Raw genomic sequence first — 14,777 nt, forward strand, 5'->3', positions numbered from 1 at the left:
CAATCGCCCCCTATCCCTTGCGCCCGTCGAGCACGGTTTCCATCGCGACGAAGGTCGAGGTGCTGGCGACATGCGGCAGGCCCGAGATCTTCTCGCCCAGCACATAGCGATAGCGGCGGATGTCCGAGGTGCGGACCTTGAGCAGATAGTCGAAGCTGCTCGCGATCATGTGGCATTCCTCGACTTCGGGGATTTTCCGCACCGCCGCGTTGAACGCGCGCAGCGCCGCCTCACGCGTGTCGGACAGCTTGACCTCGGTAAAGGCGACATGGTCGAGTCCGAGCTTGACGGGGTCGATCACCGCGCGAAACCCCAGGATGAAGCCGTCGTCGATCAACCGCCGCAGCCGGACCTGCGCGGGGGTCTTGGACAGCCCCACCCGCGCGGCGAGATCGGTGACGGTCATTCGGCCATCCTCCGCCAGCGCATCGAGGATCGCCCGGTCGAAACGGTCCAAAGCACTGGGTTCTGGCTTCATGCTGCGTGTTTTCTCTATGAATAGGCCGAAGATCGGTTCTTTCACGAACCCAATCGCCGATCAATGGTCGGATCGCCGCGCGCGCCTTTGCTAAGAATGCGGAAAGCCCCTTCCCGCTTTCGAGGCCGCCTGTGACCGCAAACCCCTTTGCCGATTTCGCCCCCGCGATCCGCCCCGCCGATCCGGCCCGCGCCGCGATCACCGCCGCCGCGCGGCTGCCCGAGCCGGTCTGCGTCCCCCCGCTGGTCGAGGCGGCGACCTTGCCCCCCGCGCTGCGCGCGCGCGTCGCCGAGACTGCGCGCACGCTGATCGAGGGGCTGCGCAGCGGGCGGCCCCCGGCGGGGGTGCAGGCGCTGGTCCAGGAATATGCGCTGAGCAGCCAGGAGGGCGTCGCGCTGATGTGCCTTGCCGAGGCGCTGCTGCGCATCCCCGACACCGCCACCCGCGACGCGCTGATCCGCGACAAGCTGGCGGGGGGCGACTGGGCGGCGCATCTGGGCGAGGGCCGGTCGCTGTTCGTCAACGCCGCGACCTGGGGGCTGGTCGTCACCGGCAAGCTCGCCGACAGCGCCGATGACGAAGGGCTGTCCGCCGCGCTCACGCGCATGGTCGCGCGGGTCGGGGCGCCGGTGATCCGGCGCGGGGTCGACATCGCGATGCGGATGATGGGCGAGCAGTTCGTCACCGGCCAGACGATCGAGGAGGCGCTGCGCCGCGCCGCGCCGCTCGAGGCGCGCGGATTCGGCTATTCCTATGACATGCTCGGCGAAGCGGCCGCCACCGCCGAGGACGCCGCGCGCTATCTCGCCGACTATCAGCGCGCGATCGACGCGATCGGCAAGGCGTCGGCGGGACGCGGCATCTACGCAGGCCCCGGCATCTCGATCAAGCTGTCCGCGCTCCACCCACGCTACAGCCGCGCGCAGGGCGCCCGCGTGATGGCCGAACTCCTCCCCCGCGTCCGCGCATTGGCGCTCCAGGCGCGCGGCTATGGCATCGGGTTCAACATCGATGCCGAGGAGGCCGACCGGCTCGAGCTGTCGCTCGACCTGCTCCAGTCGCTGGCCGAGGACCCGGCGCTGGGCGAGTGGGACGGGCTGGGCTTCGTCGTCCAGGCCTATGGCAAGCGCTGCCCGCTGGTGCTCGACTGGATCGTCGCGCTGGCGCGGCGCACCGGGCGGCGGATCATGGTGCGGCTGGTCAAGGGCGCCTATTGGGATGCCGAGATCAAGCGCGCGCAGGTCGACGGGCTGAGCGATTATCCGGTGTTCACGCGCAAGCTTTATACCGATGTCTCGTACATCGCCTGCGCGCGGAAGCTGCTGGCGGCGCGCGACGCGGTGTTCCCGCAATTCGCGACGCATAATGCGCAGACGCTGGCGACGATCTACCAGCTTGCCGGGCCCGATTTCGCGATCGGCGACTATGAGTTCCAATGCCTGCACGGTATGGGCGAGCCGCTGTACGACCAGGTCGTCGGTGCCGACAGGCTGAACCGCCCCTGCCGCATCTATGCGCCGGTGGGCACGACCGAGACGTTGCTCGCCTATCTCGTCCGCCGCCTGCTCGAAAACGGCGCCAATTCGTCCTTCGTCAACCGCATCGCCGACCCCGATGTGTCGGTCGGCACGCTGATCGCCGATCCGGCGGAGGCCGTGCGCGCGATGCCGGTGCCGGGGGCGCCGCACGACGCGATCGCGCTGCCCGCGCGGATCCTGGGCGCGCGGCGCAATTCGACCGGCATGGACCTGGCGAGCGAGGCGGTGCTGGCGGCGCTCAGCGAGGCGCTGGCGGACAGCGCGGCGCAGGCGTGGCAGGCGGGGGCGCAGGGTACCGCCCGCGCGGTGCTCAACCCCGCCGATCACCGCGACGTGGTGGGCATTGTCTATGACATGGCGCCGGAACCTGCACAGGCTGCCGCGACGCGCGCAGCCGCGTCGGACTGGGCGGCGACGCCGGTCGAGGACCGCGCGGCGATGCTGGAGCGTGCGGCGGAGGCGCTGGAGGCGCGGATGCCGGTGCTGATCGGGCTGCTGATCCGCGAGGCGGGCAAATCCGCCGCCAACGCCATCGCCGAAGTGCGCGAGGGGGTCGATTTCCTCCGCTATTACGCTGCCGAGGCGCGGCGGATATTGGCCGACGCCACGCCTTTGGGGCCGGTGGTGTGCATCAGCCCATGGAACTTCCCGCTGGCGATCTTCACCGGACAGGTCGCAGCGGCGCTCGCGGCGGGCAATCCGGTGCTCGCCAAGCCCGCCGAGGAAACCCCGCTGATCGCCGCCGAGGCGGTCCGCATCCTCCATGCGGCAGGCGTTCCGGCGCACGCGCTCCAGCTCGTCCCCGGCGACGGCAGCATCGGCGCGGCTTTGGTCGCGGCGCCACAGACCGCCGGGGTGATGTTCACCGGCTCGACCGACGTCGCACGGCTGATCCAGCGCCAGCTCGCCACGCGCGTCTCCGCCGATGGCCAGCCCATCCCCCTGATCGCCGAGACCGGCGGGCAGAATGCGATGATCGTCGATTCGTCGGCGCTGACCGAACAAGTAGTGGCCGACGTGCTCGCCTCGGCGTTCGACAGCGCGGGCCAGCGTTGCTCGGCGCTGCGGCTGTTGTGCGTGCAGGAGGAGGTTGCCGACCGGACGCTGGCGATGCTGCGCGGGGCGATGCGCGAGTTGCGCGTCGGATCGCCCGCGCGGCTGGCAGTCGATGTCGGCCCGGTGATCACCGAGGACGCCCGCGCGACGATCGCCGCGCATATCGATGCGATGCGCGCGGCGGGGCACCGGGTCGAACAGACGCCGCTGGAGCCGGAGACCGACACCGGCACCTTCGTCGCGCCGACGCTGATCGAGATCGGATCGATCGCCGAATTGAAGCGCGAGGTGTTCGGCCCGGTGCTGCACGTGATCCGCTATGCCGCGCGCGACCTGGATGCGCTGGTCGATGCAGTCAACGCGACCGGCTATGGCCTCACCTTCGGGCTGCACACCCGGCTCGACGCGACCGTGGCGCGGGTCACGCAGCGGGTGCGCGCGGGCAATCTCTACGTCAATCGCAACGTCATCGGCGCAGTCGTCGGGGTCCAGCCGTTCGGCGGGCGCGGGCTGTCGGGCACGGGGCCGAAGGCGGGCGGGCCGCTCTATCTGACGCGGCTGGTGGCGCAGGGCAATCGCATAGCGCAGCCAGGACCTCTAAGCGCCGTCATCCCAGCGAAGGCTGGGATCCATTCAGCCACTCCGCTGGACGAAGAAGCGCAGGCCGAGCCCCGAATGGATCCTGACTTTCGTCAGGATGACAATGGGTTTCACCCGATGCAATCGCCCCCCGAACCGGCGGACGCCGTGCGACGGGTGATCAGCCAGTCCCGGCTGGGGCTGGAAACCGAACTCCCCGGCCCGGTCGGCGAGCGCAACCTCTATGCGCTCCATCCCCGCGGGCGGATCGCGCTGGTCGCCGCGACCGAACCGGGGCTGCGGCGCCAGCTGGACGCCGTGCTCGCGACGGGGAACAGCGCCGTGACCGGCGCCCCGCGCGCATGGCTGTCCGGGCTGGACGACGCCGTGGCGGCGCGGATCGAATGGGCGGCGGACCCGCTGGCGGCGCCCGGAATCGCCGCGGCGCTGGTGGAAGGCGATTCCGATGCGGTGCGCGCGGCGGCGCAGGCGCTTGCGGCCCGCGACGGCGCGATCGTCCCGCTACAGGCGCGCAGCAGCACGGCGCTGGCGGCGGGCAATGGCTATGTGCTGGAATGGCTGGTCGAGGAAGTCTCGACGTCGATCAACACCACCGCGGCGGGCGGGAACGCCAGCCTGATGGCGCTGGCTTGAGCAATGCTGCGTCCGGGCGGGGGGGATGCCCGGACGCAGACCGACACCGTTAGTTGGTGCCGGTGGGCTTCGTTGCGCGGTCTGCGCGCGCGAGCTGGGTAGCCGCATCACAGCGGACGATCGCCGGAGCGGTGCCGATCTTGCCGGCGGGAACATGGACCTGCTGCACCGAGCAGCCGGCCTTCAGCGCTTCGCTGACCTGGAGCGGGCCGTGTGCGCGGTCCTGGGCGAGGGCGGGCGTTGCGGCTGCGGCAACCAGTGCGGCGGCGGCGAAAAGACGGATCATTGCGGAGTCTCCTGCGGGAAAATCCCGAGACGCCGAGCTAGGGAGGCAAGCTTTCTCGCCCTTGGCGCCGCCATGACAAATTGTTTCCGGGATCGTTCGCCCCCGCCGGTGCGTTGATTATGCGTGAGCACCCCCCTAATTCATCGCGCAATGCATTCTTACGATCACGCAACGGTTTCCCCCACGATCGTCCTTGTCGAGGACGATCCGCCGCTGCGCACGCTGACGACGCGCGCGCTTCAGGAAAATGGCTATACCGTCCGCCCCGCCGCCTCCGCGCCGGAGATGTGGCTGGCGATGGAACAGGGGCCGCCCGACCTGGTGCTGCTCGACATCATGCTGCCCGGCACCAACGGGATCGACCTGTGCCGCGCGATCCGGCAGAAGAGCGAAGTGCCGATCATCTTCATCTCCGCCAAGGGCAGCGAAACCGATCGCGTGATCGGGCTCGAACTGGGCGCCGACGATTATATCGCCAAGCCGTTCGGCACGCGCGAGCTGATCGCGCGGGTGCGCGCGGTGCTCCGTCGCGGCGGTGTCGAGCGCCAGCCGCAGGATCGCCCGCGCGGCATGCTGAAGTTCGACGGCTGGACCGTGAACATGCCGCGCCGCGAGCTGGTTTCGCCCACCGGCGCGGTGGTCGACCTGACCGGCGCCGAGTTCGATCTGCTGGTGACCTTGTGCGACCATAGCGGCCGCGTGATCGCGCGCGAGCGGCTGATCGAGCTGTCGCGCACCCGGCTGGGCGACAGTTCGGATCGCAGCATCGACGTGCTGGTCAGCCGGCTGCGCCGCAAGCTGTCGAGCGCAGGCAACGCCGCGCCGATCGTCACGGTGCGCGGCGTCGGCTATATGCTGAGCGCGCCGGTCGTCCGCGATTGAAGCCCTGGCTCCACGCGCCGGCCGGCCTGGTCGGGCGAATCTTCGCGATCCTGCTGCTCGCGATGGTCATGGAGTTCGGCGTGTCGACGCTGCTCTACGAGCGCGCGAGCCATTTTTCGCTCCAGGATGACGAGGCACGGCGGCTTGCCGAGCATCTGGTGATCTCGCGCAAGCTGGTGGCGGAGCGCCCGCCGATCGAGCGCCCCGAAATGGCGCATGAGCTGACCACCAATCGCTACCAGGTGCGCTGGGCGCCGCAGCTTCTGCCGCCGCCCCGCCTCGCCCCCTCGCTCGACCGGATGTATCAGCAGATCATCGGGTGGGAGCCCGAACTGGCCAATGCCGATCTGCGGCTCAACCTCGCCTCGCCGGGGCGCGACGCGGTCACCACCGGCGGGCTGCGGCTGTCGGACGGCAGCTGGCTGCATTTCAGCACGCAGGAATCGATCCACCAGCCCAATCTGGTGATCGAGCGCGTGTTGCTGGCGATGATCCCGGCGGCCGCGCTGATGCTGATCGGCGGGCTGGCGGTCCGGCGCACGCTGCTGCCGCTGCGCAGGCTGGCGCAGGCGACCGACAGCGTCGGCAGCGGCAGCGAGGAGGAAGTGCCAGAGGGCGGCCCCAGCGAGGTCCGGCGCGTGATCAGCGCGTTCAACCGGATGCGCGCGCGCATCCACCGGCTGATCGCCGATCGCACCCAGGCACTCGCCGCGGTCGGCCACGACCTGCGCACCCCGCTCGCCCGGTTGCGGCTGCGCGCCGACGGGATCGACGACGACGGCCTGCGCGGCGCGATCGAAGGCGATCTGGCCGAGATGGAGGCGATGGTATCGTCGCTGCTCGCCTATCTGGGCGGCGAGGCGGAAAGCGAGAAGCCGGTGGTCATCGACCTGGCGGTGCTGTGCGCGACGTTGTGCGACGACATCCATGATCGCGGCCACGACGGCAGCTATCGCGGCCCGTCGCATTTCGAACTGGCGGTGCGCCCCTCGTCGATCAAGCGCGCGCTGGTCAACCTGGTGGAGAATGCACTCCACCATGGCGACACCGTCATGCTGTCGCTGGCGCGGGTCGACGACACCGTGCGCATCCGCGTCGAGGACGACGGCCCGGGCATCCCCGAGGACCAGCTCGCCAAGGTGCTGGAGCCGTTCGTGCGGCTCGACACGGCGCGTGCGCGCGACACGATCGGGCTGGGCCTCGGCCTCGCGATCGTCACCCGCTCGGTCGCCGAGCATGACGGGATTCTGACGCTGAGCAACCGCGCCGAAGGCGGGCTGTGCGCCGAAATCTGCCTGCCGCTGCCGAGCAATCATTCGTAACGCTTCCGCTGCACTGCCGCAAAGCGTCGTTCGTATCTCCTGTTCCCAACCCGCTTTGCGCGGGGCCGCAGAAGGAGCAGTCTTGTGAACGAGCTAATCGGCCGAGTATTCAGTTTCGAGAAGCGGGTTTTTCCGGACCAGGGCGCGCTGTACGCGAAGCTCGCCGCGCACGGACAAAGCCCCAAGGCGCTGATGATTTCCTGCGCGGATTCGCGCGTGGTCCCCGAACACATCATGCATGCCGACCCCGGCGACCTGTTCGTATGCCGCAATGCGGGGAACATCGTGCCCCCGTTCACGACCCAGAATGGCGGCGTCTCGTCGACCGTCGAATATGCCGTTTCGGCGCTGGGCGTGCGCGACATCATCATCTGCGGTCATTCGGACTGCGGCGCGATGAAGGCGCTGATGAACCCGGAAATGCTGAACGGCATGCCCAATGTCGCCGCCTGGCTGCGCCACAGCCACGCCGCAGAATGCGTCGTCCGTCACGGCTATCCCGAGCTGGAGAATGGCGAGGCCGTGCGCACCGCCGCGCTTGAGAACGTCGTCGTCCAGCTTGCGCACCTGCGCACCCACCCCTCGGTCGCAACTGCGATCGCGCGCGGTGAACTGGCGCTGCATGGCTGGTTCTTCGATATCGGCGCGGGCGCGATCCTGGCGCTCGACGGCAATACCGGCAAGTTCGTGCCGCTGCGCGAGGACCGGCCGCTGCCGGTTGCGCTGAAGGCCGAACAGCGGATCGCATCCGACATCGCCTATGCGGAGGCCGCCGAGTGAAACTCCCGTCGGCCAGCGTCGCAGGCCGTGATTTCACGGCCTCGATCGTCGTCTTCCTGGTCGCGATGCCCCTCTGCATGGGCATCGCGATCGCATCGGGCGTGCCCCCCGAAAAGGGGCTCATCACCGGCATCATCGGCGGCATCGTCGTCGGTGCGCTGGCGGGTTCGCCGCTCCAGGTGAGCGGCCCCGCCGCGGGCCTTGCGGTGATCGTCTATGAACTGGTGCGCGACCAGGGCCTGTCGGCGCTGGGCCCCATCCTCATCCTCGCCGGCGCGATCCAGGTCGTGTCGGGCATCTTCCGCCTCGGCGGATGGTTCCGGGCGATTTCGCCCGCCGTGGTCCACGGCATGCTCGCCGGGATCGGCGTGCTGATCGTCGTCGGCCAGTTCCACGTCATGTTCGACGCGACGCCGCTGCCCAGCGGGCTCGAGAATCTGATGGCGATGCCCGGACGCCTGCTCGGCCTGTCGCCTGACATCGCCGCCGCCGAACTCGCGATCATCGTCGCGCTGGTGACGATCGGCGTGATGCTCGGCTGGGAGAAATTCCGTCCCAAGTCGCTGCGCCTCGTCCCCGGCGCGCTGCTCGGCGTGGTTGCGGCGACGCTCGTCGCACTTCTGCTGGGGCTCGACGTCGCAAAGGTCACGGTGCCGGAGAACATCGCGGGCGCGATCGACCTGCCGGGCGCCGATTTCGCCAATCGCTTCCTCGATCCCGCGGTGATCGGTGCCGCGCTCGCCATTGCCTTTATCGCCAGCGCCGAGACCTTGCTGTCGGCGGCGGCGGTCGACCGGATGCACGACGGCGTCCGCACCAACTATAACAAGGAACTGCGCGCGCAGGGCATCGGCAATTTGCTCTGCGGCTTTGCCGGCGCGCTGCCGATGACCGGCGTGATCGTGCGCAGCTCGGCCAACGTCCAGGCGGGCGCGACGACGCGGCTGTCGACGATCCTCCACGGCGTGTGGATCCTCGGCATGGTCGCGGCGCTGCCGTTCGTCCTGCGCGAGATTCCGATGGCGGCGCTCGGCGCGGTCCTCGTCGTCACCGGCTGGCGCCTCGTCAACCTCACCCATGCGACGCATTTGTTCAAATATTACGGCATCCTGCCCGCGTTGATCTGGGGCGTGACGCTGGTGCTGGTCGTTGCAGAGGATCTTCTGACCGGCGTGCTGGTCGGTATCGCGCTCTCGCTGTTGGAGCTGATCCCCAACCTGCGCAACCTGCGGCTGAAGGTGAACCGCGAGGAGGATGGCCTCCACCAGACCGTCCGCCTCACCGGCGGGGCGACCTTCCTGTCGCTGCCCAAGCTGTCGGACATTCTCGACGCGGTGCCCAGCGGCGCGCCGGTGCGGCTCGACGTCGCAGGGCTCCGCTCGGTCGACCATACCTGTGCCGAGCTGCTCAAGGACTGGCTGGCGCGGCGTCGCGCAGCCGGTGGCGAAGTCGATGTGTTCGGCGCATCGGGCAAGACTGCCGCCCTCGCCCACTGATCGCGGTCCCTCCCCCGCGCGATTGCGGCGTCGGCACCCTTTCCGCTCGCGGAAAGTGTGTCGGCGCCGCAACGCTTTTCCGGCCAGCGATTATAGCAATGTTTCGTTACGGATCAGCAAGCAACGGGAAGCATCCGGGGAATAGACGAAAGGCCTCTCGACTGATCTCGCCCACGTGCCGACCCGGTACGCAAAGAGGCAGAGGCAGCGGGAAGCAGGCAGGGACCACCGCTATTCAGCACAAGGGGGTTCCATGAAGTTCCAGTCCGTCGCCATCCTCGCTGCCGCCGCTATGGCTGCCGCCGCAACTCCGGCCTGCGCGCAGGATACCGCCCCACCCGAACCCGTCACCGTCACCGGTTCGGTCGCGTTGGTCTCCGATTATCGTTTCCGCGGCGTGTCGCAGACCGACGAGGAAATGGCGATCCAGGGCGGTATCACCGTCAGCCACGAACGCGGCATCTATGGCGGCATCTGGGGTTCGAACCTCGCCGGCTGGGGCACCTTTGGCGGCGCCAGCATGGAGCTGGACCTGATCGCCGGCTACAAGCTGCCGCTGAGCGAAGGCACTGCGCTCGACGTCGGGGTGACCTGGTACATGTATCCCGGCGGCGCCGACAAGACCGACTTCGCCGAACTCTATGCCAAGGTTTCGGGCAGCCTCGGCCCGGTCAGCGCATTGGCCGGCGTCGCCTATGCCCCCAAGCAGGAGGCACTCGGCAATTTCTCCAACACGCCGTACAGCCGCGGCCAGAACGAGGATAATCTCTACCTCTGGGGCGACGTCAGCACCGGCATTCCCGGCACGCCGATCACCGCCAAGGCGCATCTCGGCTATTCGGACGGCAATCCCGGCCTCGGCCCCAACGGCACCAGCGTCGCGCCGACCGGCAAATATTTCGATTACCTGATCGGCGCCGATGTCGCCGTCGGGCCGCTTGTGCTCGGCGTCGCCTATGTCGGCACCGACATCACCCGCGATCAGTCGCGCTATCTGCTGCCGAACTTCTCTTCGACCAAGGATGGGTCGTCGATCTCGTCGGGCAAGGCGGTGTTCTCGGTCTCCGCCGCGTTCTGAACCCACGCACCGGGGCCGGCCCAGACCGGCCCCGGATCGCGCGTCCTTTCCTCGTTGGGGGGAAGAGTGTCGCATGGGCCAAATTGGGCCGTCATCCTGACGAAAGTCAGGATCCATTCGGTGCTCGCTATGGGCTTGTTGGTCCAGCGGAGCGGGTGAAGGGATCCCAGCCTTCGCTGGGATGACCGCCTTTGGTGCTCCGAATGCCCTCCTACTATATGGGGGCTTGCTCTACATCGACGGTTGGCCGCACTGGACCTTCGCGCCGCGAACCGCGAAGAGGCGCGCATGACCCGCGCCGATCTCCAGGATATCCTCGTCACAGCGCTGCTGCGCCAATGGGGCGGCACCAAGCGGCGTTGGCGGCTCGTCATCGGCCCGGTGCGGCTGTACGATCCCGCGACCCACCCGCATTGCAACTGGTCGATCGCGCCCGCCGGCACCGCGGGCGAGAATGCCGCAATCGAGGCGGCACTCGACGAGCTGCGCGGACAGCACCCGATTCTCCTGGACTGATCCTCCTTCCGGCGCATCTTGTTGCAGCGCAATGCGCATGCACCGCGCTCGGAACCCCAGCACGGCTGGCCCGTTGCCTAACCGGGTGCCGCGCGCGCAAGCGCGCCGCAGCCTGCCGCGCCGTGCCGTTCAACCATCCCCCGGGGGTCAGCCATTTCTACTGCCCAGACCGATATGCTCCTTCAGCCGCCGCTGTCGCTGCTCCAGGGCGCAAGCCTGTTCCTCGACGTCGACGGGACGCTGATCGAGCTGATGGATCGCCCCGACGCAGTCGTCGCCGATGCAGCGCTGCTGCGTCTGCTCGCGGCGCTCGATAGGCGGCTCGACGGGCGCGTCGCGGTGGTCAGCGGGCGCTCGCTCGCGCAGCTCGACGAGATCCTCGGCTCGGCCGCAGAGGCGCTGGCGCTGTCGGGCAGCCATGGCGGCGAATATCGCTGGCCCGGCGTGATGGCGCGGCCCGAACGCCCCGCGACGCTCGACCGCGCCGTGCGCGACCTCGGCGCGCTCGCCGGGCAGCACCCCGGCGCGCTGGTCGAGGAGAAGAGCTATGGCGTGGTGTTCCACTATCGCATGGCGCCCGACGCCGAGGAGCCCGGGCTGGCGCTGGCCGCCGAGCTCGCCCGCACCCTCGACCTCCAGCTTCAGGACGGCAATCGGATGATCGAGCTGCGCGTCCCCGGCGGCAACAAGGGCGATGCCGTGCGCCGGCTGATGGAGCGGCCGGAGATGATGGGCACCGTGCCGTTGTTCGTCGGCGACGACCTGACCGACGAGCCCGCATTCGAAGCCGTGGCCGCGCTGGGCGGCGCGGGCATATTGGTCGGCCCCCCGCGCGACACAGCCGCCCGCTATGCGCTGCGCGATCCCGTCGCGGTCCGCGCATGGCTGGCCGAGGCGGCGCGATGACCGCGACGCTCGATCTCTGGCCGATCGGCAATTGCCAGGTGTCCGCGCTGGTCGACCGCGCCGGGCGCTTCGTCTGGGGCTGCACGCCCCGCGTCGACGGCGATCCCGCTTTCTCGTCGCTGCTCGATGCCGCGCCGCGTGCGGGCGACGGCGCGCGCGGCTTTTGGGAAATCGATCTCGAGGACTGCGTCGAGACCCAGCAACACTATCTGCGCAACACCCCGATCCTGGTGACGCGCCACACCGATGGCGCGGGCAATGCGATCGAAGTCGTCGATTTCTGCCCCCGCTTCCGCCGCAACGGGCGGATGTACCGCCCGGTGGCGTTTGCGCGGATCGTGCGCCCGGTCGCCGGATCGCCGCGCATCCGCATCCGGCTGCGCCCCGCGCGCGACTGGGGCGCGGCCGATGCCGAAAGGACGCGCGGATCGAACCATATCCGCTATCTGCTCGCTGGCGCCGTGCTGCGGCTGAGCACCACGGCTCCGGTCGGCTGGGTCGAGGACGAGCGGCTGTTCCGCGTCGAGCGCCCGCTCCACTTCTTCCTCGGGCCGGACGAGAGCTTTTCGGACGATCTGCGCGCCGCGCTCGACACGATGCTGGATCGCACCGAGCAGGAATGGCACGAATGGGTGCGCGGGCTGGCGACGCCGCCCGAATGGCAGACGGCAGTGATCCGCGCCGCGATCACGCTCAAGCTGTGCCAGCACGAGGAAACCGGCGCGATCGTCGCCGCGCTGACCACGTCGATCCCCGAACATGCGGGGTCGCAGCGCAACTGGGACTATCGCTATTGCTGGATCAGGGACGCCTATTACACCGTCCAGGCGCTCAACCGGCTGGGCGCGCTCGACGTGCTCGAAGGCTATCTCGAATATCTGCGCAACATCATCGATAATGCGAAGGGCGGCCATATCCAGCCACTCTACGGCGTCGGCGGCGAGGCGCGGATCGAGGAGCGCGAGGCGCCAGGGCTGACCGGCTATCGCGGCATGAGGCCGGTGCGCGTTGGCAACCAGGCCTATGAACAGGTCCAGCACGACGCCTATGGCCAGATCGTCCTGTCGAACACCCAGAGCTTTTTCGACCAGCGGCTGTTCCGCGTCGGCGGCATCGCCGATTTCGAAGCGCTGGAGGCGATCGGCGAGCGCGCCTGGGAAGTCCATGACAAGCCCGATGCGGGGCTGTGGGAATTGCGCACGCGCAGCCATGTCCACACCTATTCGGTGGCGATGTGCTGGGCCGCGTGCGATCGGCTGGCCAATGCCGCGCAGGCGCTGGGACTGGCCGCCCGCGCGGCATTCTGGCTCGATCGGGCGGGGCATATCCGCACCACGATCGAGCAGTCGGCGTGGCGCCCCGACACCCAGCGGCTGTCCGCGACCTTTGGCGGCGACGATCTCGACGCCAGCCTGATCCAGCTGCTCGACCTGCGCTTCCTGCCCCCCGATGACCCGCGCTTTCGCGGCACGCTGGAGGCCGTCGAACAGGGGCTGCGGCGCGGCAGCCACATGCTGCGCTATGCCACCGAGGATGATTTCGGGCTCCCCGAGACGGCGTTCAACGTCTGCACCTTCTGGCTGATCGAGGCGCTGCACGCGACCGGGCGCCTCACCGACGCGCGCGCCCTGTTCGAGGAGATGCTGTCGCGCCGCACCGCCGCCGGGCTGTTGTCGGAGGATATCGACCCGCTGACCGGCGAATTATGGGGCAATTACCCGCAAACCTATTCGCTGGTCGGGCTGATCAATTGTGCGGGCATGCTCAGCAAGCCGTGGAGTGCGATCCGATGAGCCGCCTGATCGTCGTCTCGAACCGGGTTTCGCCGCCGCGCCAGGGCGCCGCCAACCAGGGCGGGCTCGCCGTCGCGCTCGCCGCGGCGCTGCGCGAGACCGACGGGCTGTGGTTCGGCTGGTCGGGCGAGGAGACCGAGACCTTTACCGGCGCGATCGACTATCAGACGAGCCAGGGCGTGACGACCGCGACGATCGACCTCGAGCCGCAGGATACCGAGGAATATTATAACGGCTATGCCAACCGCACGCTGTGGCCGCTGTTCCATTACCGCATCGACCTGGCCGAATATGAGCGCAGCTTCGCGGGGGGCTATGCCCGAGTCAATGCGCGCTTCGCCGACACGCTGCGCCCGCTGATCGAGCCCGACGACGTGGTGTGGGTGCACGACTATCACCTGATCCCGCTCGGGCTGGGCCTGCGGCGACGCGAATGCACCAATCGCATCGGCTTTTTCCTCCACATCCCCTGGCCGCCGCGCCGGCTGCTGCTCACCTTGCCCAGCCATATGCAGCTCGTGAAGTCGCTGTTCGCTTATGACGTGATCGGCTTCCAGTCGCACGATTCGATGGAGGCGTTCCTCGATTACGTCCGCAGCGAGCTGGGGCTGGAGGTCGACCTTCAGGGCGCGTTCCATGTCGCGGGGCGGCGCGTGACCGCGATGGTCTGTCCGATCGGCATCGACGCCCGCGCGTTCGCCGAGGTCGCGCAGAGCGAAGATGCGCTGACGATGCAGGACGCGATGCGCAAGAGCGCCGATGGTCGCGCGATGATCGTCGGAGTCGAGCGGCTCGATTATTCGAAGGGGTTGCAGGAACGCTTTCTCGGCTATGAGCGCTTCCTCGCGTCGCACCCCGAGATGCACGAGCAGGTCTTCCTGCTCCAGATCGCCCCGCCCTCGCGCGTCGATGTCGGCAGCTACCAGGAGATTCGCGCGACGCTGGAGGCGCTGTCGGGGCGGATCAACGGCGCCTATGCCACCGCCGATTGGGTGCCGATCCGCTACGTGAACCAGGGCTATCCGCACGCGCGCCTCACCGGCATCTATCGCGCCGCCCGAGTCGGGCTGGTGACGCCGCTGCGCGACGGGATGAATCTCGTCGCGAAGGAATATGTAGCGGCGCAGGACCCCGACGACCCCGGCGTGCTGATCCTGTCGCGCTTCGCGGGCGCCGCGGAACAGCTGCGCGAGGCGCTGCTCGTCAACCCGCACAGCGCCGAGGACATTGCCGATGCGATCGCCGCCGCGCTGGCGATGCCGCTCGCCGAACGCCAGTCGCGCTGGCGGGCGATGATGGCGAATATCGAGCGGCAGGACGTGGCGTGGTGGATGCACCGCTTCACCCGCCAGCTTGCCGGCGGCGCGCTGGGGGAGCCGATTGCGACGTTCTGACGTCAACGCACCGCAGAAT

Annotated in this window: 12 protein-coding genes; 10 read left to right on the forward strand and 2 right to left on the reverse strand. The window is 68.9% G+C overall.

Annotated features, from left to right (window positions below; genetic code table 11):
- Window positions 1–10 precede the first annotated feature (10 nt).
- Complete coding sequence (locus TS85_RS16555; protein ID WP_044333733.1) at window positions 11–478, reverse strand: Lrp/AsnC family transcriptional regulator; 468 nt, start codon at window positions 476–478, stop codon at window positions 11–13.
- 131 nt (window positions 479–609) lie between these two features.
- Between TS85_RS16555 and putA the strand changes: the two genes are divergently transcribed.
- Window positions 610–4,305 (forward strand): trifunctional transcriptional regulator/proline dehydrogenase/L-glutamate gamma-semialdehyde dehydrogenase, encoded by a 3,696-nt coding sequence (gene putA / locus TS85_RS16560; protein ID WP_044333735.1) that lies wholly within the window; start codon window positions 610–612, stop codon window positions 4,303–4,305.
- A gap of 49 nt (window positions 4,306–4,354) precedes the next feature.
- On the opposite strand, the gene TS85_RS16565 is transcribed toward putA, so the two are convergent.
- Window positions 4,355–4,591 carry a hypothetical protein gene (locus tag TS85_RS16565; protein WP_044333737.1) on the reverse strand — a complete coding sequence of 79 codons (237 nt, stop codon included), beginning with the start codon at window positions 4,589–4,591 and terminating at the stop codon, window positions 4,355–4,357.
- Window positions 4,592–4,741: 150 nt separating this feature from the next.
- Here TS85_RS16565 and TS85_RS16570 point away from each other — a divergent pair, with 150 nt between their 5' ends.
- The 9 genes from TS85_RS16570 (at window position 4,742) to TS85_RS16610 (ending at window position 14,758) form a co-directional block, all read left to right on the forward strand.
- A complete protein-coding gene (locus TS85_RS16570) occupies window positions 4,742–5,473 on the forward strand; it encodes a response regulator transcription factor (RefSeq protein WP_044333739.1) in 732 nt (243 codons plus the stop codon).
- The gene (locus TS85_RS16575; protein ID WP_044333740.1) at window positions 5,470–6,795 is read left to right on the forward strand and encodes an ATP-binding protein; all 1,326 of its coding nucleotides are present in this window, start codon (window positions 5,470–5,472) and stop codon (window positions 6,793–6,795) included. Before TS85_RS16570 ends, TS85_RS16575 begins: the two co-directional genes overlap by 4 nt.
- Window positions 6,796–6,879: 84 nt before the next feature.
- Entirely contained in the window at window positions 6,880–7,575 is a 696-nt protein-coding gene (locus TS85_RS16580) for a carbonic anhydrase (RefSeq protein ID WP_044333741.1), read from the forward strand.
- On the forward strand, window positions 7,572–9,071 hold the full coding sequence (locus tag TS85_RS16585; protein ID WP_044333742.1) for a SulP family inorganic anion transporter: 1,500 nt from the start codon (window positions 7,572–7,574) through the stop codon (window positions 9,069–9,071). The genes TS85_RS16580 and TS85_RS16585 overlap by 4 nt, the downstream gene beginning before the upstream one ends.
- 253 nt (window positions 9,072–9,324) lie before the next feature.
- Window positions 9,325–10,149 carry a TorF family putative porin gene (locus TS85_RS16590; protein ID WP_044333744.1) on the forward strand — a complete coding sequence of 275 codons (825 nt, stop codon included), beginning with the start codon at window positions 9,325–9,327 and terminating at the stop codon, window positions 10,147–10,149.
- Between the two features lie 243 nt (window positions 10,150–10,392).
- Complete coding sequence (locus tag TS85_RS16595) at window positions 10,393–10,665, forward strand: hypothetical protein (RefSeq protein WP_407082082.1); 273 nt, start codon at window positions 10,393–10,395, stop codon at window positions 10,663–10,665.
- Window positions 10,666–10,839: 174 nt separating this feature from the next.
- Window positions 10,840–11,571, forward strand: a complete 732-nt coding sequence (gene otsB, locus TS85_RS16600) for a trehalose-phosphatase (protein ID WP_044333746.1) — start codon at window positions 10,840–10,842, stop codon at window positions 11,569–11,571.
- A complete protein-coding gene (locus tag TS85_RS16605) occupies window positions 11,568–13,364 on the forward strand; it encodes a glycoside hydrolase family 15 protein (protein WP_044336461.1) in 1,797 nt (598 codons plus the stop codon). Before otsB ends, TS85_RS16605 begins: the two co-directional genes overlap by 4 nt.
- Complete coding sequence (locus TS85_RS16610; protein WP_044333748.1) at window positions 13,361–14,758, forward strand: alpha,alpha-trehalose-phosphate synthase (UDP-forming); 1,398 nt, start codon at window positions 13,361–13,363, stop codon at window positions 14,756–14,758. Before TS85_RS16605 ends, TS85_RS16610 begins: the two co-directional genes overlap by 4 nt.
- The last annotated feature ends 19 nt before the right edge of the window (window positions 14,759–14,777 follow it).

This window comes from Sphingomonas hengshuiensis (assembly GCF_000935025.1).
GTDB lineage: Bacteria > Pseudomonadota > Alphaproteobacteria > Sphingomonadales > Sphingomonadaceae > Sphingomonas > Sphingomonas hengshuiensis.